The sequence below is a fragment of the Bifidobacterium sp. ESL0745 genome (genome assembly GCF_029433335.1).
GTDB lineage: Bacteria > Actinomycetota > Actinomycetes > Actinomycetales > Bifidobacteriaceae > Bifidobacterium.
Window position 1 is genome coordinate 134,927 of the sequence record NZ_JAQTHX010000003.1, and the last position, 25,692, is coordinate 160,618.

Consider the following 25,692-nt stretch of genomic DNA (forward strand, 5'->3'; position numbering starts at 1 on the left):
AACTCCAATGAACTCCACCAACAATGACACCGCCAAGACCGCCGAAGCGGGTGAAACGCTCAACGTCAGCGGCAACGCTTTCGTCCGCTTCTTCAACCGGCCGATCGTGCGCACGCGCATCACCACCGCCAAGGTCAGGCCACCGGAAATGCTGCTGGGCTATCTGGTCGGGCCGTTCTGCGCGCTGATCTCCAACGCCATCTTCGGCTCGTATCTCAACCGTTACTATTCCGACGTGCTCGGCTGGACCGATACGTCGAAATTCGGCGCGTTCTCGGCAATCCTGCCCATTGTTTCAGTCATCGTGGTGGTTATCGGCAACCTCGTCATCGGCCATCTGATCGACAACACGCGTACCGCACAAGGCAAGGCACGACCGTTCATGCTGCTGTCAGTGCCGTTTTTGGTGGTCGCCATCGCCCTGCTGTTCCTCACCCCGCGCAACTCCTCGCCGGCAGTGCAGATGGCCTGGATCGCGATTTCATACAATCTTTACTACGCCGTGGCCTATCCGCTTTTCTACACGGCGCACAGCTCCATGGTCGGGCTTTCCACACGCGACACCAACCAACGCGGGCTTCTGGCCACCCTTTCCAACGCCTCGGGCGTTGCCGCGATAGGAATCGGCGCCAGCATCGTGGTGCCCATCGCACTGCAGAGTTTCCTGTTTGTCGACAATCAGGGCCACATCGACGCCGCGGCAAGCTACGCCCACTGGCGTGTGCTGATGATCGCGCTGTGTGTGCTCACCGCCGTCGGCATCCTCTGCGAATACTATTTCACCCGCGAGCGCATCACCGAAGAGAACCTGAACCTCAACATCGTCGAGGAAAAACTGCCAATCGCCAAGCAGGCCAAGGCGTGCATGTCCGAGCGCTACTGGTGGCTCATCATCGGCTATTTCCTGCTCTTCCAGCTTTCCGGCATGATCAAGAACGGCTCAATGAGCTATTACAGCCGATGGATGTTCGACGGCGTCAACACCGAAGCCACGGCCGGCGCGGCCATGAGCACACTCGGTCTGATCGGCGGCATCCCCACGGCTATCGGCATGCTGGTGGCCTGGCCCATCGCCAACAAGATCGGCAAGCGCAACGCCGTGGGATTCGGCATGATCATCGCCGTGCTCGGCGGATGCGTAAGCCTCTTCAATGTGCATAGCATCGTGATGGTATGCATCGGCGTCGTACTCAAAGGCATCGGCTCCATCCCGGCGATGTACGTCACGCTCGCCCTGCTATCCGACGTGCTCGACCATCTCGAGGCCAAGAACGGCTTCCGCTCCGACGGCTTCACCATGTCGGTTTACGGGGCGATCATGGTCGGCATGTCCGGCCTAGGCAACGGGCTCATCAACCTGCTGCTGACCATGGCCGGCTACAATCCCACCGCCGCAACCCAGAATGCTGGCGTGCAAAACGTACTCGTCGCCTGCTACCTGGGTGCGGAGCTGGTGTGCTATGCCCTCATCGCAGTACTCATGGCTTTCCTCAACGTCGAAAAGCACATCAAGGAAGACCAGCAAACCATCGTGGAACATCAAAAGCAAACCGTTCAGGCGCAAGGAGGAACCTGGGTCGATCCGGAGCAAAAACTGCTGGATGAACAGCAATCGGCACAAGCCTGATCCACAGGCTCAAAGCCACAACGCTCAACCGGATGTGCCGCCGATGACAAAGCGAGTCGGAAGCGGCAATGGAAACGAGAAAGAGACATTTGCGATCCGAATGGCCGATGCCGACCGTCCGGACAACGAACAAGGAAGGAAATATCGCAATGACACAACACAACAACACAAGGGCGTGGAGAGGGGTTACGACGACATTCGCCGCGTTGCTGGCCTTCTCCTTAGCGGCGACGAGCGCCGTCAGCGGTTTCCGCACCGACATCGACAAGTTCCTCGGGACCAAGAGCAGCGAATTCGTCACCGCCGCGAAGGACCCGGCCAAGACCTTCACCTATCACTCGGATTACAAGGACACCAAGCAATTGGTGCAATCCATCCGCGATCTCGGCGAGCAGATGAGCGCGGAGGGCTCGGTACTGCTGAAAAACAACGGCGCGCTGCCGCTGAGCAAAAACGAGACACAGGAGGTCTCCCTGCTCGGTTTCTCGAGCTACTACCCCGCCGCAGGCGGTGATATGGGCTCCAGCGCCGCAACCAACACGGGCACCGACGCCGATTCCGTGGATATGGTGGCCGCGTTCAAGGCCCGCGGTTTCGCCATCAACGGGACCCTGGCCAAGATGTATGGGGCGCTCAAGAACGACGTGTCAACCGAAGTCAATAATTTCGGCCACAAAAGCGTGCTCACCCACATCACCGCGCCGATGATCGGCAAGCCATTCTCCAGCAAGGAACCTTCCCAAAGCAAGCTGGACGCCACTCAACCGGACTGGAAGGCAAGTCTGAACCAGAACAACGTCATGGTCGTCACCCTGGCGCGAGCGGCCGGTGAGAACCGTGCCTATCTGCCCGGCAAAGCAGGCGTCGACCCCACGCAGAACCTCAACCAGACCGATCCGCTCGGGCTTTCCAATGACGAACGCGATTTGGTCAATACGGCCATCAACGTCAAGAAGGCCAACGGCGGCAAAGTCGTCGTGCTGCTCAACAACGCCAATCCGATGCAGGTCAAAGAACTACAGGACAACGCAGGGGTGGACGCCATGCTGCAAATCGGCATGCCGGGCAGCTATGGCTTCTACGGTGTGGCCGATCTGCTCACGGGCAACGCGAACCCGTCCGGACGTCTCGCCGACACCTGGGCCGTCAACAACGCCAGCGCACCGGCAGTACGCAATTATGGCGACCTCAAGTGGAAGAACCCCAACCAAAAGCACACCATCAATTCGGAAATCGTGCAGGCCGAGGGCATCTATACAGGCTATAAGTATTACGAAACCCGCTATGCGGACACCGTCACCAAATCCGGCAACGCGGACGGCACTGCCGGCAGCACTGATGGCAAGGCCTGGAACTATAACAACGAGGTGCTCTACCCGTTCGGTTACGGACTGAGCTACACCACCTTCAAGCAGAAGCTTGACAGCGTCAATGTCGATCTCAAGGCCAAGACCGTCACTTCCAAGGTGACGGTGAGCAACACCGGCAAGGTCGCGGGCAAGGATGTGGTCGAGCTCTACTCCTCCGCCCCCTATACCTCCTACGACGCCAAACACGGGGTCGAAAAGCCCGCGGTACAGCTTTTCGACTATGCCAAGACCGGTAAAATCGAACCGGGCCAGTCACAGACCGTCACCATCAAGTCGGACGCGCAGTACCTGGCCAGCTGGGATTCGACCCTGCGCGACAATTCCGGCGGCTACAGGCTTGACGCTGGTGACTATACCTTCGCCATCGGCTCCGACGCCCACAACGCCACCGACAACATGCTCGCCATGACCGGCGCAAACACCAAGGGCGACAAGACCCAGGCCGCCAGCTGGAAGCTCGGCAGCGACGATACCACCACCTTCGAGAAATCGAAGAACGGCACGGTCGTCAAGAACCAGCTGCAGGACGCGGACCTCAACCACTGGATGAAGGGCACCGTCACCTATCTGACCCGCTCCGACTGGCAGGGCACATGGCCCAAGACCTACGAGAACCTGACCGCGAGCGATGCGATGCTCAAGGCCGGGCTGGAGAACCAGACCTACACCATCAAGCCCAACAACGATGCCAAGGCCACGAAGTTCGGTGCCAGCAACAACATGTCGCTGGCCAACCTCAAGGGTGTCAAGAACATCAAGGACCCGCGCTACAAGAAGCTGATGGACCAGATCACCCTGCCCGAAGCCATGATCCGCACCGCATTCGGCGGCACTTCCACCAAGCCGATCACCTCGATCAACTCCCCTGAAGTGGTCCAGAACGACGGCCCGAACGGTTTCGGCTCCTATCCTCTCGGCCAGTACGCCAACAAGGACAAGTCCTCCGGCGACCCGTACGCGATCTCCAAAGATGACAAGAACATGAAGTTCAAGATGAACGTCATGGCCACCGACTCGGTGATCGGCCAGACCTTCAGCAAGGATCTGGCGAAGCAGTGGGGCAAGGCCCTCGGCAACTACTCCATCTGGGCGAACACCACGCTGCTGTGGGGTGTGGGCACGAATCTGCACCGCACGCCGTACAACGCCCGCAACCACGAGTACTATTCCGAAGACCCGATCCTGACCGCCTATGAAGGCTCCGCTACCGTCAAAGAGGCTCTGAAGTACGGCTGCATCATCGCGCCCAAGCATTTCGCGTTCAACGACACGGAAATCAACCGCACCGGCGTGGCCACATTCGTCAGTGAGCAGAAGGCACGCGAAGGCGAGCTGAGGGCTACACAGCCCGTCGTCGAGGACGCGGGAACGCTGGGCATCATGACCGGTTTCAACCGCGTCGGCGTGCAGAGCGTCAACGCGAACACCCCGCTGCTCATCAACATCCTGCGCGATGAGTGGGGCTTCAAGGGCTTGGTCTCCCAGGACTTCATCATGGATCCGGAATACCAGAACCTCCCGGCGTTCGCCCACAACGGCGGCACCATGCTCACCACGACCGGCGACGACAACCTCAACGCGGTAGCCAAGCACTGGCCCTTCTGGACGCAGAAGAACGTGAGCAGCGACAGCACCATGTGCGCGGACCTCAAGCGCAACATGACCTGGCAGAATTACGCGTACGCCAACTCCAACGCCATGGACGGCATGAACTCGAGTTCGCACTTCGTCCATCTGCGCACCTGGTATGACAACGTGCTGCTGGCCGCTTCCATCCTCACCGGACTGCTGACGCTGCTTGGCGCGGTGATGTATGTGCGCTCAAGCCGCAAGGCCCAAACCTCAAACGAACAAAGCAAGTAGGGAGAACTGCCATGAAATTCATCAAACAACAATCGGTCGGTTTCTACGTCAACGCCCTCGCGCTCATCGTCGGTATCGCGGCCGTCGCCTATTACCTGGTCAACGCCCACACCGACACCTTCACCAACATCGGCACCAGCGCATTGGTCATGGCATTGACCGTCCTCGCCCTGCTCATGCTGGTCGCGGTGCTCGTCATCCGACAGATGCCGATCGCACGCGGATTTGCGGCGAACACCCTGCTGGATGTGTGCTCGCTGGCCGCTCCGGTGCTGCTCATCGTTTCGGTGGTGTCGATCATCGCGAGCCGGGTCGACACGTTCGCGAGCATTCTGACGTTCCAGCAGAACGCCCACACCACCGCCGACATGCACAGCGCCATAGTCGCAATCGTGGCGTATTTTGTCGCGGCACTGCTTGCGGTCATCGCCTCGTTCTTCAAAGTCAACAAGAACGAGCAGTGATAACGCCACTGCACTGAAGGAACAGTAAAGGCGAGATGTGAAGTATCGTTATTACAAAGATTGCTTCACATCTCGTTTTTGCCTCAGACGTGTCTTGGATATGTCTTGCGAACATGCAGTCGCAACGGTTTCACGACGGGACGTCCATTGCATGAACGCAATACAACGAAAACCGATGAATACAATCAAACGAAGGGGCAACCGATGAAAGCCATAGCCTGCAACGACGGATGGGCGTACCGCCATCTCGACAGCACAGAGGCGTTCACACCGGTCGATCTGCCCCATGACGCGATGCTGTACGAACCGCGTTTCAAGGATGCCCCGGGCGGCACTAACACCGGCTGGTTCGAAGGCCGCGATTACGAATACGTCCGCCGATTCACCCCGGGAACAGTGCTTGCAGGCAAGACGCTTCTGTTGGAATTCGAAGGCGTCTACGAACACGCACAGGTTTTTGTCAACGACCTCGAAGTCGGCTCCTGCGCATACGGATACACCGGTTTCACCGTCGACATCACCGATGCCGTCAACAGCGATCCGAACCAATCCAACGAAATCCGCGTCATCGCCCGCAACGCCGACCAGCCCAACAGCCGCTGGTATTCGGGGGCCGGCATCTACCGTCCGGTGACCCTCTGGGTGGGGCCACGCCGCCATATCGAGCACGAAGGCATTCGCATCCGCACATTGTCGGTCAATCCCGCGAAAGCGGAAATCACCGTCAAAGCAAGCGCCGCCGGCAATATCCATATCGATATCTTCGAATTGCCTGACACATCCTGCGATTCCAATACTTCTCATACCGTCGATATCTCCAATACTTCTGACGGTTCCCAAAACTCAAGACACAAACCCCAAGCCACACCAGTGGTGAGCGCAGACGCCGACACCGACGCATTGGGCACGGCAACGTTCACCATCAGCATCCCCAATGCCAAGCTGTGGAGCCCCGAAAATCCTCACCTGTACACCTGCCGCGCCTATTACAAGGCGGCAGACAACGGAAACACCACTCCACCACACTCCACCAATGCCAATGGCAACGTCACAGACAACACCGCTAGCATACGACCTCTTGATGGTGCCAATGATGCACTCAACGATACCGACAGCACGACTTTCGGCATCCGTACCCTCGAATGGGGACGAAACGGCTTCCTCATCAACGGCAAGCGCACCATCATCCAAGGCGCATGCGTACACCACACCAACGGAATCCTCGGCGCGGCCGCGTTCGAGGAAGCGGAGGAACGCAAGGTGCAGAGCCTCAAAGCGCAAGGCTACAATGCCATCCGTTCGTCCCACAATCCCTGCTCCAAAGCCATGCTGGATGTTTGCGACCGTCTGGGAATGCTGGTGCTCGACGAATATATCGACCACTGGTACATCCACAAAACCCTCAACGACTATGTCCGCTATTTCGATGACAACTGGCGCAACGATCTCTCGGCCATGGTGGCCAAAGACCGCAACCACCCCAGCGTGGTGATGTATTCCATCGGCAACGAGGTCAGCGAGACCGCCGAAGAACGCGGCATCAGGCTGACCGGCATCATGACCGATTCCCTCCATCGCCTCGACCCCACACGCCCGGTGACCTGCGGCATCAACATCTTCTTCAACTTCCTGAGCTCCATCGGTTTCGGCGTCTACTCCGACGAAAAAGCACGCAAGGAGGTCGAAGCCGCGCATAGGAACCAAAGATCTTTAAATGCGAACGGCGATGCCATGTTGCCGTCTTCTGCAAAACATTCCGCTCCCGCAATCGTGCCCGGAGCCTGTGTTATCAATTCTGAAGAATCTGCGGCGGAAAAGCCGGCGAAACGGGGCAAACACAAGGCTGTGGGCAGCGAGTTCTTCAACACCATGGCAGGCCTTTTAGGCGCCGGATTCATGAAAACCGGCGCGACACTGCACGCATGCGATGTAAAAACGCGCGATGCATTCGCCAAACTCGACATCGCCGGCTACAACTACGGCATCAAGCGCTATGCCAAGGATCTGCGCCATTATCCAGACAGGCTCATTCTCGGCTCGGAAACCTTCTGCTCGGATGCCTACCGGTTCCGCGAAATGGCGAAAAGGAACCCGCGTCTCATCGGCGATTTCGTTTGGGCCGGCATGGACTATATGGGCGAAACCAGCGTCGGCGCTTGGGAATATGCCGATTACGCACCGCGTTCCAACGGGTTCGGATGGCTTACCGCCGGGTCCGGCCGCCTTGATCTGACCGGTCGCGCCACCGGCGAGGCGCTTTACACGCGCGTCGCCCTTGAGCAATCGGCCGGCCCTTACATCGCCGTGCGTCCCGTCAACCACACCGGCGACAAGCACTCCCCCAGCGCCTGGAAAATGACCGATGCATTGCCCTCATGGAGTTGGGAAGACTGTGAAGGGCGGAAAGCCCGGATCGAGGTCTATGCGCGGGCCGATACCGTATCATTGCTGCTCAATGGACGCGAAGTCGGCAGGAAACGGCTCGGCGATGGCTGTACCGCGAATTTCTCCTGCGCCTACCATCCCGGAATGCTGGAAGCCGTCTCATATAATCGGCAAGGCGAGGAAATCGGGCGTTGCACCATGCACAGCGCACAAGGACCGACCATGCTGACGGCAAGCATCGAGGCGCCCGAAGGCTTCGATGGCCATGGAATCGACTGGCAATCGAGCGCGGACACGCTGCCGGAGGGTTCTTTGTCTGCGAGCGCTTTGACAGCCCGCAAATCCAAGCGACATCTGGCCTATGTACGAGTGCGTTATACCGACAGCGAAGGCATCACCAAACCTCTTGAGCGGGGAACGCTACGTGCCACCGTCACCGGGGCAAAATTGATGGCTTTCGGCTGTGCCGCACCCTACAACACCGGCAGTTTCGTCACCGACACCACCGACACCTATTATGGTGAGGCGCTGGCAATCATCGAACTGACCGGCAAAGCCGGGACCCAGCCGTTTCAACCGGTGACGTTGGAAATCACCGACGGAACGCTCAGCGCAAGCCTCGTTATATCCGATTAAAACCATCCATACTGTCGATTCGCCTCATTCATTGCCGCCGGTTCAATCGATTGCTGAGATTCATGTGTTTGAAGTTGGTCTGTCTCGATATTTTCGGCTAAGCTTAAGAACGTATGTAAGGCGGTATATTTGCCATTTGGCTGAATAACGTGAATATTACAGTTATCGAAGCACGCATAGAGAACAATCCGCTCCATGAAAGGAAATCGATGAACGACACCAACCCCGAGGCCAACGAAGACTACGCTAATCCGCAACAGGGTGCAGACAACGGTCAGGCTCCGGACACCTCTCAATATCATGGCTACAACACGCCGGACCCCGCGTCTACAGGCGGTTCCAGCGCACAGGGCGAAATCCCCCAGACTGCCGCTGCGCCGCAATACCAGAACCCGCAACATGACGCTCCACAATACATCGCGCCTCAGCAGCCACAGGCCAACATTCCTCCGCAAAATATGGGCTACCAGAATGCCGGTTATCAAAACAACGGCTATCAAAACGCGGCGCCAATGGGCCAGGGCGGCGCACCGACATTCCCGACCGGCACACCCGGCCAACCATATGGCGCGCCAAATCCCAACGGTTTCGGCGCCTCGCCGGCCGTTCCGCTCAACATGCCCGATTACGGGTGCTCGTTCGTTGACGCCATCAAACGTTTCTTCCTGAAATATGTCAAGTTCTCCGGTCGCGCCAGCCGCAGCGAATACTGGTGGGCAGTGCTTTTCCTTTTCATCGTCGCCATCGTTCTGAACTTCATCGACCAAGCCCTGTTCCAGAAGAACCACACCATCCTTGATACCATCTGGAGCCTGGCCATATTCGTGCCGAGCATCTCCATCGCCGTCCGCCGCTTGCACGATTCGAACAAATCCGGTTGGTGGCTGCTGCTGCCGATCGGCTTGATTGTGGTCGGTACGGTGATTCTCATTGTCATCGCAGTCAGCGGAGGCTTGACCATCTCGGCCATGGCCCAATGGGGCGCAACCACGAAGCTGCAAAACGCATTCGGCGCGACCATGGTCTTTGCTCTGTTCCTGTTTATGCTGTGCTATCTTGCCGCAGGAATTCTGCAAATCGTCTTCATGGTGCTTGGTCCGGATCCGCAGGGCGCCCGCTTCGACGAAAGCCTCCCGCCACAAGCCTATGCCAACGGCCAATACATGCCGCCGATGAATCAAGAGGCCCCAATGAGCGGGCAATATGGCCAGCCGATGCAGCAGAATCCGGCAAACCCCGCCTATCGTCCGCAGGCCGACCAGTCGGCTTCTATGGGCACGTATACACAAACGACAAACCAGCAATATCCTGGCAATTACCAGTTTGGACAGCCAGGAGGGCAAGGAACTTCTGCGGGAAACCAGTATGGGCAAACGGGAAACCGGCAAGCCTTCACCGACCAGTCTGAGTACGCTGCCGGTCAGACGAGCCAAAGCCAGGCTCGATACGGTCACGATTCCGCAGGATTCGGCGGCGAGAATGGGAACAATGGCAACGCCGACGCCAACCGCGATGGTAGCGCCGACAACAACGCCATTTGATAAACACTGACCTTCATAGCGGAAGGCTCTTCGGATACGCCCGGGAAGCCTTCCTCTTTGATATTCAAACGAACTAATGTTTTCCGGACAACCGCATTCGAGACGGAATTATATCGATTTAAACGCGCTTCAAGGCCATGTTCACAACCGCCTCATGCAAAAAAAGAATTCACAACGCGGAAAACGAAATCTCACACACAAAAGTTTGCCGAATGTACTACTATAATAGTCATAACAAGTTCATATGTACGGCAGCACTTGTTGGAGCCAGATCGGCGCACCGCGATGTGTGAGCCTGCCAGAAAGAAAGAGCAAGATGAGCATAGCTGATTCAACCAACAATGCAGAAAATATGAATCTCAAAGAGCCTCCATTCGATGCAAATACTCGTCCCGGTGGCGGTCATGACGGCAAGACGAAGCTCCCCGGTTCCGGCGGGGAACCGGCGCAGGGATACATGGGTCCGACGGATATGGGTCCCGACGACGAGAAACAATAAAAAAAACATCCTATACGCTATGAAACGTGCGTTACCGCAATGTCGCTGGTAACGCACGTTTCGTGTATATGGACCATTCGTCTTCAGGGTTATAGGCCAAAATGTGCATCCGAAATCAGATCTGAGACATTACAAGAGTAACGGGATAAGGGGTTGGGATCTCTCCATCCAAATCTTAAACAGCTTTTATTCAATATGACGGAACATTTTGAAGTTTCTGAGGGACACACATTTTGGCCGTACCCCAATTTTGCTGAGGTATATCATCCGGCGCTCAGAAAACGAAAAACTCTGATCAGGCCTAATCCGGGGCATACGCCACCACACTCATCGAAGAGTCGCAACGTTGCGCATGCCCCGGCTTTGGCCTTTGCGACTACAGCTCCACCGGCGGCTTGTTTTTGTCCTCGGGAATGTCCTTGAACTTCTCGGCCAGCTTGGCCTTCTTGATCTGCTCTTCCTTTTCCTTTTCGGCCTTCTTCACCGCTACCGGATCGAAAACGACATCGTTATGATGCTTCTCCCACTCGGCCTTCGCCAACGGAGCCACAAACTTGGCAACCGCGTCCAGACCGTGCTCGCTGTCACCAGAATCCGACGCTTCACGGTACCTGGCCACCAGATCCTTGAATTGCTGGCTGGTCAGGTACATGCGCGGAATCGCCATGCGCTCGCACAGCTCGTTGATGTAAAGCATGATCGGCGTCGCGTTACGCGCGGCGGCATCGGCGTCGCCAGAAACGTCAGTACTGCTTTCAACCAAGCCGAACAGACCATCAATCGCAGCCAATACCACTGCCAGACGCTGGGCCACGCTCTCGACATCCGCCCCCTGCGGCGCCGAAGCGTCATCGCTCGACTCGTTTTCGCCCGACGCGGTGCTGGCGCCCGCCGCGTCTTCAATCTCTTCAAGCGCGGCGGCAACATCCTTCACCGTTTTCTCATTCCATCCCACGTTCAGATCGCCGGCACCGGCCATCACCAGCGTTGTGTCACCATTGCGGGAATAGTCTTCCATCTGCTCGTACGCGTCGTTGACGTCAATCAGCGCGTCCACCATCGATTGCGGACGACCAGGAATATTAACCGCACCTTCGTATACAAATTCGGCATCAGCCATCGGAATTTCGCCGCCTGTGATGACTTCCGCCACCGCACGACAAACCAGGACCTGCAGGTCCTCCGCGTATTTCGCGTCGTTGCCCAACTTCTGAGCGGTGTCCAGCGGCCAAAGTTTGATGAGATCGACACCGGTCTGCGCCGCATCCCGTACTTCAGGCATCAAAGCCAGACGCGCCAATTCACCATCTTTGATGATGCCGCCCTCAATATCAACCGTCATTTTCGCTCCTTTGCCCTTACTGCCAATTGCCGGTTTTACTCTATCGTAATCCCTGCACGGTTACGACACCGATGGCCCCGATCGGTTATGCTATTGCACGTCCTTGGCAGGGTCGACGTAGGCAATGTGCAGCATTTTGCCGGTTGCGCTGTCGTAGGTAATCGACGTGATCGAAGCAAGCGCGGTGTGTCGCAACAGCATGTTGTGTTCGGGATGACCGGTTTCCAGCATATGCCGATAGCTCCAGATCGGTGATTCGTGGCTGACGATGATAACCTGCGCTCCAGGGTAATTACGCACCGTTTCCTGCGCGAAATCGCTGACACGCGCGGCGATATGCTGATAACTCTCGCCCCAGCTCGGCCGCCAAAGGTTGCGCAACAGCTTGAGGCTTCTAGGCCTCCACAGCGCTGCCTTGCCATAGCCGACGCGCAGGCCGCGAAACTCGTTGCCCGCCTCGATAAGCCGAGGGTCGGTTTCGATGGAAAGTTCCGCTTCCCTACGCGTGACACGTACCGGATTGAGTTCGGCGGCAATCGCCTGGGCCGTCTCGCGCGTACGGTCCAACGGCGAGGAATACAGCGCCACCGCCTGGTTCATATCTGCATCATTTGCGATATACCGCGCGCTGGCCTGAGCCATGCGCAACCCAAGCGCCGAAAGATGGAAGCCGGGAAGACGCTCATAAAGCAGATGATCGGGATTCTCGACCTTGCCATGACGTACGAAATGCAACGTGGTCTGCAAAGCGGTTGACGACATGGATGGCCTTTCATCGTGACAATGAATCTGTTTGGATAGGGCATATCGCAACCCGTACCAATTCATAGGGTACCAGCGGCTCAGCACGCGCGCCGTCCTGACGATGTATTGCTCGTAGTGCCTCTGCCTATAGCCTATTTTTATATTACAAACGGCCGGAAACCTTCAGATTTGCAAAGTCCACACCACCGGCTTCGGTCTTTACCGACTACTTGACCTACCGCTACTCAAGCGGTTCGAATCCGAATTTTCCGGTTCCTTCAGGCGCTATTTCATTCTGGTATTAGTATTACATTTTCCGGCATTCCCATCCATTTTCAATGCACAACAAGACGGATGAATACGTTTGCAAAAGATTTACGTTTTTGGCCTCGGTCTTCCGCATAATTCCCGCGTGTTGGGGCGTATGACCGCTAAAGTAGCGAGACTGAGAGTAGAGAAAAAGGAACAACGCCGTTGTTCCCTCCGAATCCACAAAACCGGTTCGACAAACGGATCATTTTCGATCCGCTCGGCCGCGAACCAACTGATTCCCCTTTGCTTGCCACCGACCAAACTTCCGCCACGTTTTTTGAAAGGAATCCGCAAAGCCATGCGCTTTATCCCCGTCTCTGGAATCAAAGACGCCACCCATCATCTCTTCGGCGGCTACGCCGAACTCTTGCGAATGCCGCACACCGCACGTTTCTCCATCGGCTCGGTCATCGCCTGCATGCCCTTCCCCATGGTCGGCATGACCATCACCATTTCGGTGCAGCATTACTACGGCAACTACACGCTGGCCGGGGCGCTGAGTGCGGTGCAGGCCATCGCGCTGGCGATCGTGACGCCGATACTTGGCAGGCTGGTCGACAAATTCGGACAGCGGCAGGTTTCAATCCCCACCATCATCGTATGGGTCGTGGCCGCCACCGCGCTGGTCACCTGCATCACTTCACGGGTCCCGTCCTGGATATTGTTCATTATCGTGCCGTTCATGGCCGCCATTCCGCCGTGGGGCGCGATGTCCCGCAGCCGCTGGACGCACCTGCTGCGTGGCGACCGCCTACGCACTGACCGGGCACTGTCGCTTTCCGGCGTTTTCGACGAGGCGATGTGGGTCATCGGCAACCCGCTGTCCTCGACCTTGGCCGTGATTTCCGGTGTGCTCGCCTTTTCCGTGACCGGCATGTGCGTGATCGTGGGCGCGCTGATGTTCCTGACTGAACTGTCCACGGAACCGCCTTCGCAAACGCAACTGGCCCGCAAAGCCGGCATCTCGCGCAAGGAGTACCGCCAGCGGGAGGCGCTTAAAGCCGCGAAACTGCGTGGGCAAGAGGAAGAAGCGGAAGAGAAGGCCGGCCTGTTCAAAAAGGGCCAGTCCATCTGGGGACCGGGGCTAATCGTCATGTGCATCACATGGTTCGGGCTTGGCGCCTTCCAGTCGGCCGCCTCCATTTCGATCATCTCGTTCGCCACCGAGCAGAACGTCAAGCAGTACACGGGCTTCGTCTTCGCGTGCTTCTCGTTCTCCTCGATGATCGGTGCGATTTTCTACGGCGCGAAGAACTGGACGATTCCGCTGTGGAAACGTTTCTACTTCTGCATTATCGTGGTCGATTTGGGGACGAGTCTGTTTATGTTCACCCACAATCTCTGGTCGATTATGCTCATTTATCTGATCATCGGCGTCTGCCAGGCCCCGACGTGGATCAACGGCAACCAGCTGATGCTGCACCTCGTGCCCCCGACCCGCTTCACCGAAGGCATGGCGTGGACCAGCGCCATGAACTCGATCGGCGGTTCCGCGGGTTCGGCCATCGCCGGCGTGTTCATCGATCGGATGGGTTCGCATGGCGGCTTCCTCGTCGTCACGGCACTCGCGCTGACTTCGCTGGTGCTCTCCTTCACCGGCTTCAAGCAGATCAAGGGAAGCACCGAAACCCCGACACTCACCCAGGTCGAGGTGTGAAATACTGCGTAAAGGCATGAGACATGGGGTCGGAAGGCGCGAGACTCATCAATCCATGAGCTGCACGACACGTGTTTGCCGATACCCCATAGATCTCTAAATGCGACTTTTCCAGCACTCCACACACATTTGTGCTGGAAAAGTCCTAATTAATCGCGCTAAATGCGACTTTTCCGGCACCTATACCCTACTTAGTGCTGGAAAAGACGCATTTTGCTGTTATCACGAACTAATTATTCATATAATGCAAAAAGCTTTTACTGCCAGCCTTTAGGGGTATGGGCGATCGACCATTCACCGAGCTTTTGGGCGAAGGTCTTGCGCTTAGCAGCCGAGTTTGTAGAAGCGGCTGCCGAAGTGGTCGCGCCAGAGGACACGCCAGATCCCGATTCGGCCTGTTGCTTGGTGCCGCCATTCTGCCCGGAACGGTCGTCGAGCAGCCATTTGCGGATGACGAAGTTCCAGATGGCGACCACCACGGTGGCGACGATCTTGCCGATATTGGTACGCAGGACGTACATCGCATGTTGCGCGACGGCCGCATTGGCCGCCATTCCCAGCGTGCTTCCCCAGATAATCAGATCGTTGATACCAAGCCCGACGACCGCAGCCGCCAGGAAAATCGTGCCTTCCATCCAGCGTGCCATGTCGGCGCGGCGCTTGAACACATATTTCATGCTCGCCCAGTAATTGAACGCCAGAGAAACCAGGAACGAAATCGTGCTTGCCACCACGTTGTTCATATGGAAGGCGGCTACAAGAATGTTAAGCACACCAAAATCAATAACGGCAGCGATAACGCCGACAATACCGAATTTCACGAGTTGTTCAATAAGCTTTTTCACAAGAAACCATTTAACTCCCAGCGTCTGCCAAATAGCTGCAAGAATGCGTAATTACCACTGATTCATCGCATGGAATCGCACAAATAATGATATTGAATGCCAAATATCGTTATCACAAAGACAAGTGAACATAATTCCCCCAGCCTTCTCTGGGACGAAAGTTGCGACATTCAAAATTCATCGAAAACTTTTAAACGGCACAACCGCACCTCGAAGCAAACGCCGGAAACCGGGAAAGCACCCATCAAGCGATATTCAAGGCCTAGGCCTCAAAGCGCACGCCGGAACCTGGCCGATGCACCGAAATCTCACAACCTGGCAGACGATTTCGTAATTCTTCAGCGACGTTTTCGGCGTCGCGGCCTTCGGTGAGCACTTTGACATTGGGGCCGGCATCCATCGTCGACCACGCACCCAAGCCTGCCTTGCGAATCGAAGCGACGGCATTGAGCGCGGCGACGGTCTGCGGAAGCCAGTAAAAAATAGGAGGGCGGGAAGCCATCATCGCCGCGTGCATACCCAACGCATTGGCCTCGGTGATTTCGCCCAGACGCCGTACGTCGCCCATATGAATCGCCGCAAGGGCATCGTCCAGATCCTGCCTGCAGGAATCAATCCACGCATCATAAAGCGGCGAGGTCGTGATGGTGCGGCGCATGGCTCGACGGCTGGAAATTGGCTTCTTGTCCCCAGAAATCAGAATCACGACAATAGCCAGGTCCATATTGTCGGAATCCACCGGCTCCGCGTAGGAACTCTCGTCGTTGTGCCCCGCGTTCCATTTCACCAACCCGCCGAAAACCGAACGGCAGGCCGAGCCTGAACCTCGCCGCGCCAAACGAGACAAATCGCGCGGGCTCAAATCAAGTCCTGCAGCTTTGGAAGCCGCAGCCGCAAGTGCCGCAAACGCAGACGCCGAACTCGCCAATCCCGCGCCAAACGGCACCGTATTGGTCGATACCACGCGCGCAGGCAGGGTGATTTCAGCCTTTGCGCGGACGATATCAAGGAATTTAGAGACACGAGTCAATGCCGAACCTTGTTGCTGCTTCCCGTCAATCGTCAGGGAATCGGCAGTCAGCGGCGTATTCGGCTCGCTAAATTCGACCATAGTACGGGTGGAAAGACCGTCAAGTGTCAGCGAAAGGCTTGAGGCACGGGGAATAATCAGGCGTTCGTCCACTTTGCCCCAATACTTAATCAGTGCGATATTGGCGTTGGCGACAGCAGTGGCGGAATGTGCGTCAGATTTCTTGCCGCCGTTGACCATGGATGGCGACGACGAAACGGCATCCGCAATATGTGCCGGCGAGGTAATATCACCACACGAGCGCCCCGACTCCTGCGTTCTCGCCATATCTTCTGTACTGACCTTCACAGTTCCATGAGTCTAACGCTTCGGCGTCCACACAGATACGCAAAACCGAGACTATCCACCAAACCCGCAGAATCCACGATATTTCGTATACGGATCCGTCACAGTCGTGCGAACTTCCCAGCATCCTGTGGGTTTTCTGCAATTTTTGACATCATAATCAAAGATAATTATCGGATTCAATCAGAAACGAATGCTAAAAGTGTACGAGCCATCGGACACGAACGCCATCCATCGAAGTCCCGACCTACGGCAACCCCAATGAGCATCGGTCAGAATGATGAGAGTATTACGATGAAAGTATTACGATGAGAGTATTACGCAACGACGAACGATCCGTCAGAAACAACATGGTGAGCGGCAACGGCGCCTTCGTTGTCAAAACCACGGTTGGCATCGGCAGCAAACGAATGAATCCAGACCTCGCGGGCACCCTCACGCAATAACGCGCGTTTGACATTTTTCGCCGTTTCGGCATCGCCAGCCAACGCGATCAGGCATCCGCCCAAACCACCGCCGGTCATTTTCGCGCCGCTGGCACCTGCCACGCGTGCCGCCTCGACCAAATGATTGACCAGGGGGTGGCTGACGTTGAGCTCGTTCAGCAATCCATGCGCCCGATTCATCCGCTTGCCTAGCATGGCAACGGTGCCGAATTCAAGATCGGTTTCGGAAGCACGCGCCAGTTCGCCAAGCTCGTCCATAATGGATTTGACGCGCATATGATCCTGCTCGTCCTCTTTGTGGACGTTGCCCACGGCCTCACGTGTGCTGCCGGCGATGCCGGAATCCGCGATGACCAAGTATGCCGGCATATCAACGCTCATGTGCTGCATCTCGCCGGATTCGAACGCCACCAAATCACGCGAGCACGTCGTCACCGCGTCGAGGCCCGACGGATTGCCGTGCGTAATGACTTCGGCCTCATTGGTGAGACGCAGAATCTCCTGCTCGCTGGTTTTGACATCGCAGGCATCAAGAATCGCGCGAATCACGGCACCAGCACTGGCCGCCGACGAACCCATGCCGCGACCGGCCGGGAACGAACTATCCGTGACCACGTCGAACGCGAGGCCGGGGCATCCGGCGAATTGCGTGGCGACCTTGACCGCACGCTCCAACCCGCCAAAACGGCTTCCCGCCTCGGAAAGCGAGCCTTCATAATTCAACGCCTTAAGCGTTCCGCAAGGCGATTGTGAGGAATCCATGGAATGACGAAAATCACTGATAACCGTACGCGAAGGCTGCGGACCTACAGCATGACGACTTGCCTTTTCCGAAGTGTCATAAATAGTCCCGACGTCATTTTGGGCCTGTCCGACCGGCGTGACCCAGGCCCGCATCTTCAGGGAAAGCAGCGGGGCGGCGAGTGCAGGGTACCCATAAACCACGGAATGTTCACCCATGAGAATGACCTTCGCCCAGGTCTCGCCATACCCCATGTGCACCATTTAGCGCCTTCACCTTCCGCACGCATACAGCAAAGAGGGTTCCGACGCGCTTTCCGGCACGTTTCCATAGGTCTGTCTTCGCTGCGTTGCATATCCACTAACGCATCAACAATGCCCAAACCGGCGATAAACCCCGCACATTTTTGTTCGCGCATATTGCTTGGCGCAACCAAACCGTCGCGCTGCAATCGCCAACTGTTATGGCCGATATCGTCGAAATTCGGGCATCAACTTGTCTACTAGTTCCTGAGTCTAGAAATCCATTTGTGAATCCTGCGCGAACGCAAGTAAAGATACTGCGAAGACCGATGAGGAATTACGAAGATAACAACACCGAACATTCGGCTGAAATTCTGCGTTACAGCTGGAAACGCATGATAAAGCGCAACGCAGTGTACACTACAGACGCTAACATGCACCGGCACACACAGCGTGCGCTGACGCACACAATGCAAAACTAAACCGGAACACACCCGTGTACCAATCAACAAGACAATCAGCCAATAAGACGGCAAACGAATCGGCATTCGGACTATTTTCTAATCCTGCTTCTGCAAGGATGCCAATATCGCGCGCCACGAATCGGGGCTTGACAGATCAGCAGAACGATAGGAGTCGGCAAGTTCATCCCAGTGACGTACCAGCGACGTGGCAATCCGGTAGCATTCACGCAGATTGCGCCGGTAGAGCTTGCTGTCGCGTTTCAGCCACGCCGCGCCATTGCCGTCGGAAGTGGTGACCAACGCCGAGCTCACCCCGTCAAACGACGGCCAGAGCGCGTCCTTGGACTTCATCTCCAGCTGCGGAACAGCATCGTGAGACCCGTCCTGCCGCGAGAACACCGCCTTCACAACCTCTTTCGCGGCACGTTTGGCCAGCTCGCCGCTCGAAAGCGCAGGCCGCCGGTTCTCGAACATCGCCGCTGGCGCCGGGAAAGATTCGACGTCATCACTTACCTCGCTGTCGGCAAATCCTTCACGGGCCGCACGCACTTCGGGGAGCTTGGTCGAAAGCGTGTCGACGAGATGAGCAGGTCCCCGCATCACGTCGCGCAAAGCCATATGATGCAGTTTCATGCCCGAATACATCAGTTTGACCCCGAGGTGAGCATCCTCGTACATCATGCGGAACACGTAGCTTTTACCGGCGTTCGGGAAGTGGAGCAGCGTGCAAATCCAGCGGTTGCGCTGGGCGTAGTATTCCTCCCACGTACGCGAAATGTCCTTGTCGTGCCAGCCTTGATGCCAAACAGCGACCCCCGGAAGCCCAACTGTCGGGTAGCCGTGTTCGCGAGCGCGCAAACCGTATTCCACGTCGTCGTATTTGATGAACAGCGGCAGCGACAGGCCGATCTCACGGATGACCGAGTTGGGGATCAAGCACATCCACCATCCGCTGTAATCGCAATCGAACCGGGCATGCAGTTCCGGCGAATCGCGCAGCGGCGAGACGGCAAAATCGTGGTTATAACTGGCTCCGGCAGGCGGGCATGGTTTCAGCGTGCCGCGGTCGAAACGCTCGCCTTGCACGTGCAGCATCGTCCGGTCGTCGAGATGGAACATGCCGCCGCCCACCAAAACGGGACGTTTGGCGTAATCCTCGAACTGGATGGAACGCAGCAACGATTCCGGCTCCATGATGGCATCGTCGTCCAGCAAAATCGTGTAGGCGCTTCTGCCCGCATCGATCGACTCGAGCATGCCGCGCGAGAACCCGCCGGACCCGCCGATATTGCCTTGTTGAATATAGGTGAGCTGGCCGCCCAAATCCTTTGAAATCTCGTCAAACCCATCGTGATCACAGACCTTGTCGTTGCCCTGGTCGACGCAATAAACGGTGTCGAGCCGCTTGCGCAGCCCGGTTTCACCCGCGATGGCCTTGAGCTGACGCAGGCAATATGGAGTGCGGTTGTAAGTGGTGATGGCTATGGAACAAGTGGGAAGACGGTCTGAGCCATCGGCAAAATCGCCAGCCGGAACCTGCCATCCGGCGTCGCGAATGGACAAGCCTGCCATAGCGCCATCGGCAGCGTTCTTTTTCGATGTGCAGGAGGCATCGAACCAGAAATACCCGCCATCCAACAGGCCGGAAAGCGGAATTTCGACGGCTATCTGCGTCCAGCCGTCGCTACAAACCTCAAGCGTCTTTACCATCGAAAACAGACCGCGCGCCGTGGATTTGAACACGCTGATTTCGCCTTCGCCGCGCACTTGCATTACAATTCGGACGCAACGCACATTCGTCCAGCGCTGCCAATACGACGCAGGAAAAGCATTGAAATACGTGCAGAAAGAAATATGCGCCCCAGGCTCAAGACTGGCGGAACGACGCGAAAGCACAGTGAAATCCGAAAGTTCGTCACCGGCAGCGCCGGCATCCGCAGTCGCTTCGCGCATGGTTTCATCGAAGCCGATTGCGTTTAACGCGTCGACATCGGCACGTTTGAGCTGGGAGACGCCGTCAAACACCGATTCGGGAACATGGGGCCTCGTCCAACGAACCGCATACAGCGGCATGACGGACTCCTGATCGTCGACCGGGAACACCACACGGTTCACCGTTTCCCATTGCTTGTGCGCGGAACTTTCTTGACCCATAGTTCTTAAGTATAACGACGCCAAATCAACAGAGTGCGTAATTCCAGCGAAACCACACAAGTCGCGCAAGAGCGCCGACGACGCCAGCCCGCTGAACATACATCACTCTATAATCGTGGCTATGCAACAGAATCCGAACTCATCTGAAGACTGGGAAACGGTCAACCGAATCGTCTACCCCATCACCGACCAAGATGTCACCTTGCCTCTGTATGCCATCGAATGGACGCGTCCCCACATCACCGACACCGTCATCGATCCACGCCTCAAAATGCAAAGCCTGCCGTTCGGGCAGATGAACAAGGATTCGTTCGAGCATCTCATCGACGAAAGCGTTCACCGGCATTCCGATGAATCCGGAAAAGACCCGTTCAAGGTCGACAACCGCGATCAGATCACCGTTTCCCCCAAAGGCCATATCTCACTGTGCACGTTCTTCAACGCGTTTCCGGCCTCATATTGGAAGCGTTGGACCAACGTGAGCCAAGTTCGCCTTAGCGCCAAGGTGCAAGGCAAAGGCACCATTACGGTTTTCAAATCAACGGGTCGCGGCCTTTTCTCGCCGGTTTCGACCATTTCCGTGGACACGACCAGCGGTGATGAAGGTAGCCAGGAAATCGAAACCATAATCCCGATGACCGGCCTCATCGACGGAGGTTATTTCTGGTTCGATGCCGAAGCGAGTGAGGTGCAAGAGCTCACCATCGCAGACGCCGGCTGGGCGGTGCCCGCAAAGGAAAGAGTTGCGAAACCGAATTCCACGCTTTCCATCGCCATCACCACCTACAATCGCCCGATATACTGCCTCAACCAACTGAAAACCATCGCCAAAGACCAACGACTCAGGAACCGGCTCGATACCATCTACTGCATCGACCAAGGCGACCAATTGGTGCGGGAACAGGCTGAATTCCCGGCAGTATCGTCGCAACTTGGCCCACAACTCACCTATCTGCGCCAGAACAACATGGGCGGTTCCGCCGGCTTCTCGCGAGGCATGTATGAGACCATCAAGGCGGGCAAAAGCGCCTACACCCTGCTGCTCGACGACGATGCCATCACCGAACCCGAATCACTGCTCCGCGCCCTGCAATTCGCGGACTACGCCGCGAAGCCCACGATCGTCGGCGGCGGCATGCTCCACCTCGACAACCGCACCGTCCTCTACACCCAGGGGGAACGTTGGGACTATACCCGCATGTGGATGAAGCCCAGCCAAGGACTCAAGTACAACCACGATTTCGCGCGCTTCCCGCTGCGCGACTCCCCTGAGCGCCACCAGCGCGTCGACATCGATTTCAACGGGTGGTGGATGTGCCTCATCCCCGTGAAAATCATGAAGGAAATCGGCCTTTCCCTGCCGTTCTTCATCAAGTTCGACGACGCGGAATACGCCTTGCGCGCCCGTGAACACGGCTACCCCACGGTCAGTCTGCCGGGGGTCGCCGTCTGGCATCAAGCCTGGCACGACAAGGACCCTGCGCGAACCTGGGAAGAGTATTTCTCGCAACGCAACCGCTGGATTCTGGGGCTGCTGCATTGCCCGAAACCGAATTCGCGCTTCGCTTACGAAATCCTTTACGGCGACGCGGAACTGGGAATGAAATTCATCTATTCGGCGCTCAAGCTGCGGCAGATGGGCCTTAACGACATCCTCAAAGGCCCGCAATACATTGTGGAATCGATGCCCAATAAAATCGCCGAAGTCCGCGCCGCCCGAAAAGGATTCAACGACACCGCCCTGTCGACGTCGGCGGCCGATTTCCCCGAACCCAAACGCGAATTCGTCGGATTCAGCCGCACCGTCGACCGGCGTCAGGACCGCAAGGCCGGCGCAAAGGCGCTGCTGCACGCACTGACGACCAAAGACAACGGGCTGAAAGACAAGCGCCCGGATATCGCGGTGCCGAGCGACCAGAACATCTGGGAATCGTTCGTCGGAGTCAACTCCGCCCTGGTCACCTCCCCCGACGGCAACTCTCTAGCCTGGTGCAGAAGGGACAGCAAACTGTTCCGGAAGCAAATGAAACGCGGCGTACGGCTGGTGCGCACGCTGATGAAAAACTGGGAAAAGCTTTCGCAACGGTATCGCGCCTACGACATGGCAAGCCTCAAGGTCTGGAGCAAGGTATTTGCCGAAAATTCCATCAACGAAGAGTAGCGCTAGCTAATAACGATATTTTCTACTACTTTTCAATATGGGTCCATTGGTCGTGAAGGAAAGCCCGGGTATCAACCTCTCTCACAGCTTTGAAATCTGAATGGGCGAACGGCACCATATAAATTGGCCTTGTGCTTGTCAAAACCAAAACGAGCGCGAGGCCAATCGTTATTAAAAACCTTTTCTGAAACCACCAGCGGATAGCAGGCGGCGGGTAACAGTCAGTAGGAACCGATCAGCAGAAACCGGCCGATCCGAAACGATGCCGTTGCCTGGCTTGCAGCCGATACCCTACTGCTTCACAATGGTGACCAGCGAGGTATCGAGAGGCCGGATCTTCATCGCACGATCGCTCAACAGCGCATATTCGCCATTCCGTTCGTTTCTGATGACGAAACTGCAGGCATTGTCATCGACCGCGACCCCGACCGCATCCGTAGCCCCGGCGTCGCCCGGATGGGCGATACGCAACGAGGTGACCAGCCGGAACTCGCCGTTGTTGAGCAGGCTGAGAGGGACCTCAAACCGCACCTTCTGGTGACCGTGCTTGGTCATCTTGAAGACCTTGGGGCCGGAATCGTAGGTGATGCCGCCACGCCTCAAATCGTGCATGGCGATCGCGAGATAGAAGTCGCCCGGATCGTCGTACTGGTATTCCACGTCAAACACAAACGGCTTCGTACCGTCGACGACCTGCGGCGACACCGGAATGGTGCACAGGACGGGGCAATGCTCGTTGAGGCCGTTGGGATAGCCCACGCTGGTCTCGTCGGCCACTGTCGCACCAATCTGCTGGGCCTTGAGATTGGCCAGCGTGTATTGCTGGGAAACGGTTTCGGGATCGCCCACGGCCTCGACCTCGCCATCGGCGATCATCATGGCCCTCGTGCAATACTTCTTGACGGAACCCATATCGTGCGTCACCAAAATGACCGTCTTGGTGGGATCCTTTTTGATTTCGGTGAAGAAATCGTCACACTTGCGCTGGAACGCCTCATCACCGACGGCAAGCACCTCATCGAGCACGAGAATGTCGCCCTGGGCCTTGATGGCCACGGAGAACGCAAGACGCACCTGCATGCCGGAAGAATAGTTCTTGAGCTTCTGGTCCATGAACTCGTCAAGTTCGGCGAAATCAACGATATCGTCATACATCGCGTCGACCTGATCGTGCGTGAAACCAAGCAACGCCCCGTTAAGGTAGACATTCTCGCGGCCCGTAAGCTCCGGGTTGAAGCCGACGCCAAGCTCGATGAAGGGAACCAGCTTGCCCTGAACTTCGATGGTGCCGTGCTCAGGATAGTAAATCTGCGAAATAAGCTTCAGCAATGTCGACTTGCCGCCGCCATTGCGGCCAACGATGCCAAAGAACTCGCCCTGATGAACCTGGAAGCTGATGTCTTTGAGGACGTTGAGCTGCCTGTAGCCCTTGATGCCGCGGGTCCAGTTGATAAAAGCCTGTTTCAGACCGGTCGCCTGCTCGGTCGGCAGCTTGAAGCTTTTGGAAACATGGTCGACCGAAAGCACTACCGGAGCCTTCATATAATCGCGCTTTTCGATGGAGGATTTCGCTGTGGAATCTTGCTTTACCATTCTCACATCACCTCCGCGAACTTGCGGCTATTGCGCCTGAAGACATAAACACTCAGCACGAAGAGAACCACAGTCAGCACCACCGGGAACAGGCGGATGCCCCAGTTGGTGTACTGGTTCCAGATCGTGGGCTGGGTCATCGGTGCGATGAGATTGTGCCGGATGTCCTGAATGCACTGGGCGATCGGGTTCAACAGCTCCATACGGGCCAGTTTCGCCAGAATGCCGCCGCGATCGGTGACATATTTCAACGGATACACAATAGGCATCGCATAGAAGATGACCTGCTGCAGCACTTCCCAGATATGGCCGATATCGCGGAAATAAACATACATGGTCGCCATCAGCAACGTGATGGCAAGCGTGACGATATACAACTCGATAATGTTTATCGGCACCAGCACCACACGCCAAGTGAACTGCACCCGCGTGAACAACGCAAAGACCAACACCACGACCAAATTGATGACATAGCTGATCATGGCGCCCATAGTGGCCGAAACCACGACAATATAGTTGGGGAAATGGATCTTACGAAGCAAATCACCGCGATCCACTACGGAGCGCAACCCAACCGTGGTCGATTCGGTGACGAACTGCCAAGAGCTGATGCCGAGGAGTAGCACGACGGGATAGGTCGGCGTGCCGTCGGACATACGCAGGAATTTGCCGAACACGACGTACATGACGCAGAACAACATCAATGGCTTGAGGACAGACCAGGCTACGCCAAGGAACGAGCCTTGGTAGCGTAGCTTGAAATCTGTCTTTACCAACCCACGTAATACGGTTAATGCGTAACCATAGCGAGATTTGAGTTTTGCCGCCAATTGATTCACAAAAGGTCATTTTATCAGTGTCCCATAACTTCAATTGCGATTCGAGCAATCTGCAAAATAGAAGCACATAATACGTAAGGCGTAAATGCCGTAATGTACAACGCAAAAGCGTTGATGTTGCAGGCATTTGGGCTATTGTCTGCTTGCTTTTGGATCCAAAAATTATCGATTTTAATAAATAACATCAGAACGCACAGCCTACTTTTCAATCGCTGCGCAGAAAACAATATGCAATACAGACAGACCTGCGCCCTTGCAGACTTAAACCCTTGCGCCCGTGCACCTTTGCCTGGAATAATGGCGAGATTATCAATTTGGCCGGGAACATCTGCAATCAATCAGACAGCAGACGCTCCCGGCCAACAAGACAGCGAACAATATCCTCAGGGGT

General features: G+C 56.5%; 17 protein-coding genes. 8 read left to right on the forward strand and 9 right to left on the reverse strand.

Annotated elements, in window-relative coordinates; genetic code table 11:
* Positions 1-7 precede the first annotated feature (7 nt).
* The 6 genes from PT275_RS08620 (at position 8) to PT275_RS08645 (ending at position 10,385) form a co-directional block, all read left to right on the forward strand.
* Positions 8-1,627, forward strand: a complete 1,620-nt coding sequence (locus PT275_RS08620) for an MFS transporter (protein WP_277153978.1) — start codon at positions 8-10, stop codon at positions 1,625-1,627.
* 149 nt (positions 1,628-1,776) lie between these two features.
* Entirely contained in the window at positions 1,777-4,860 is a 3,084-nt protein-coding gene (locus PT275_RS08625; RefSeq protein WP_277153979.1) for a glycoside hydrolase family 3 C-terminal domain-containing protein, read from the forward strand.
* Positions 4,861-4,871: 11 nt separating this feature from the next.
* On the forward strand, positions 4,872-5,324 hold the full coding sequence (locus PT275_RS08630) for a hypothetical protein (RefSeq protein WP_277153980.1): 453 nt from the start codon (positions 4,872-4,874) through the stop codon (positions 5,322-5,324).
* Positions 5,325-5,528: 204 nt separating this feature from the next.
* Positions 5,529-8,345 carry a glycoside hydrolase family 2 TIM barrel-domain containing protein gene (locus PT275_RS08635; RefSeq protein ID WP_277153981.1) on the forward strand — a complete coding sequence of 939 codons (2,817 nt, stop codon included), beginning with the start codon at positions 5,529-5,531 and terminating at the stop codon, positions 8,343-8,345.
* Positions 8,346-8,554: 209 nt separating this feature from the next.
* Positions 8,555-9,886, forward strand: a complete 1,332-nt coding sequence (locus PT275_RS08640; protein WP_277153982.1) for a DUF805 domain-containing protein — start codon at positions 8,555-8,557, stop codon at positions 9,884-9,886.
* Positions 9,887-10,202: 316 nt separating this feature from the next.
* Entirely contained in the window at positions 10,203-10,385 is a 183-nt protein-coding gene (locus tag PT275_RS08645) for a hypothetical protein (RefSeq protein WP_277153983.1), read from the forward strand.
* 376 nt (positions 10,386-10,761) lie between these two features.
* On the opposite strand, the gene PT275_RS08650 is transcribed toward PT275_RS08645, so the two are convergent.
* Together PT275_RS08650 and PT275_RS08655 are read right to left on the reverse strand one after the other, a co-directional pair.
* Positions 10,762-11,727 carry a hypothetical protein gene (locus PT275_RS08650; RefSeq protein ID WP_277153984.1) on the reverse strand — a complete coding sequence of 322 codons (966 nt, stop codon included), beginning with the start codon at positions 11,725-11,727 and terminating at the stop codon, positions 10,762-10,764.
* Positions 11,728-11,817: 90 nt separating this feature from the next.
* Complete coding sequence (locus PT275_RS08655; RefSeq protein WP_277153985.1) at positions 11,818-12,489, reverse strand: histidine phosphatase family protein; 672 nt, start codon at positions 12,487-12,489, stop codon at positions 11,818-11,820.
* A gap of 592 nt (positions 12,490-13,081) precedes the next feature.
* Here PT275_RS08655 and PT275_RS08660 point away from each other — a divergent pair.
* A complete protein-coding gene (locus tag PT275_RS08660; RefSeq protein ID WP_277153986.1) occupies positions 13,082-14,440 on the forward strand; it encodes an MFS transporter in 1,359 nt (452 codons plus the stop codon).
* Positions 14,441-14,697: 257 nt separating this feature from the next.
* On the opposite strand, the gene PT275_RS08665 is transcribed toward PT275_RS08660, so the two are convergent.
* The 4 genes from PT275_RS08665 to PT275_RS08680 all read right to left on the reverse strand — a co-directional run bounded on the left by PT275_RS08665 (position 14,698) and on the right by PT275_RS08680 (position 20,708).
* Entirely contained in the window at positions 14,698-15,285 is a 588-nt protein-coding gene (locus PT275_RS08665; protein WP_277153987.1) for a GtrA family protein, read from the reverse strand.
* Between the two features lie 262 nt (positions 15,286-15,547).
* Positions 15,548-16,642 (reverse strand): diphosphomevalonate decarboxylase, encoded by a 1,095-nt coding sequence (gene mvaD, locus PT275_RS08670; protein ID WP_277153988.1) that lies wholly within the window; start codon positions 16,640-16,642, stop codon positions 15,548-15,550.
* Between the two features lie 335 nt (positions 16,643-16,977).
* On the reverse strand, positions 16,978-18,111 hold the full coding sequence (mvk, locus tag PT275_RS08675; protein ID WP_277153989.1) for a mevalonate kinase: 1,134 nt from the start codon (positions 18,109-18,111) through the stop codon (positions 16,978-16,980).
* Between the two features lie 539 nt (positions 18,112-18,650).
* Positions 18,651-20,708, reverse strand: a complete 2,058-nt coding sequence (locus tag PT275_RS08680; RefSeq protein ID WP_277153990.1) for a glycosyltransferase — start codon at positions 20,706-20,708, stop codon at positions 18,651-18,653.
* A 121-nt stretch (positions 20,709-20,829) separates the two neighbouring features.
* Here PT275_RS08680 and PT275_RS08685 point away from each other — a divergent pair, with 121 nt between their 5' ends.
* On the forward strand, positions 20,830-22,869 hold the full coding sequence (locus tag PT275_RS08685; RefSeq protein WP_277153991.1) for a glycosyltransferase: 2,040 nt from the start codon (positions 20,830-20,832) through the stop codon (positions 22,867-22,869).
* Between the two features lie 291 nt (positions 22,870-23,160).
* Here PT275_RS08685 and PT275_RS08690 read toward each other — a convergent pair whose 3' ends face one another.
* Genes PT275_RS08690 through PT275_RS08700 form a run of 3 tightly spaced genes read right to left on the reverse strand, consistent with a single transcriptional unit; the run spans position 23,161 to position 25,639 of the window.
* Complete coding sequence (locus tag PT275_RS08690) at positions 23,161-24,462, reverse strand: ABC transporter ATP-binding protein (protein WP_277153992.1); 1,302 nt, start codon at positions 24,460-24,462, stop codon at positions 23,161-23,163.
* A gap of 2 nt (positions 24,463-24,464) precedes the next feature.
* Positions 24,465-25,301, reverse strand: a complete 837-nt coding sequence (locus PT275_RS08695) for an ABC transporter permease (protein WP_277153993.1) — start codon at positions 25,299-25,301, stop codon at positions 24,465-24,467.
* Between the two features lie 14 nt (positions 25,302-25,315).
* Positions 25,316-25,639, reverse strand: coding sequence for a hypothetical protein (locus tag PT275_RS08700; RefSeq protein ID WP_277153994.1), 324 nt, complete (start codon positions 25,637-25,639; stop codon positions 25,316-25,318).
* Positions 25,640-25,692: the final 53 nt, after the last annotated feature.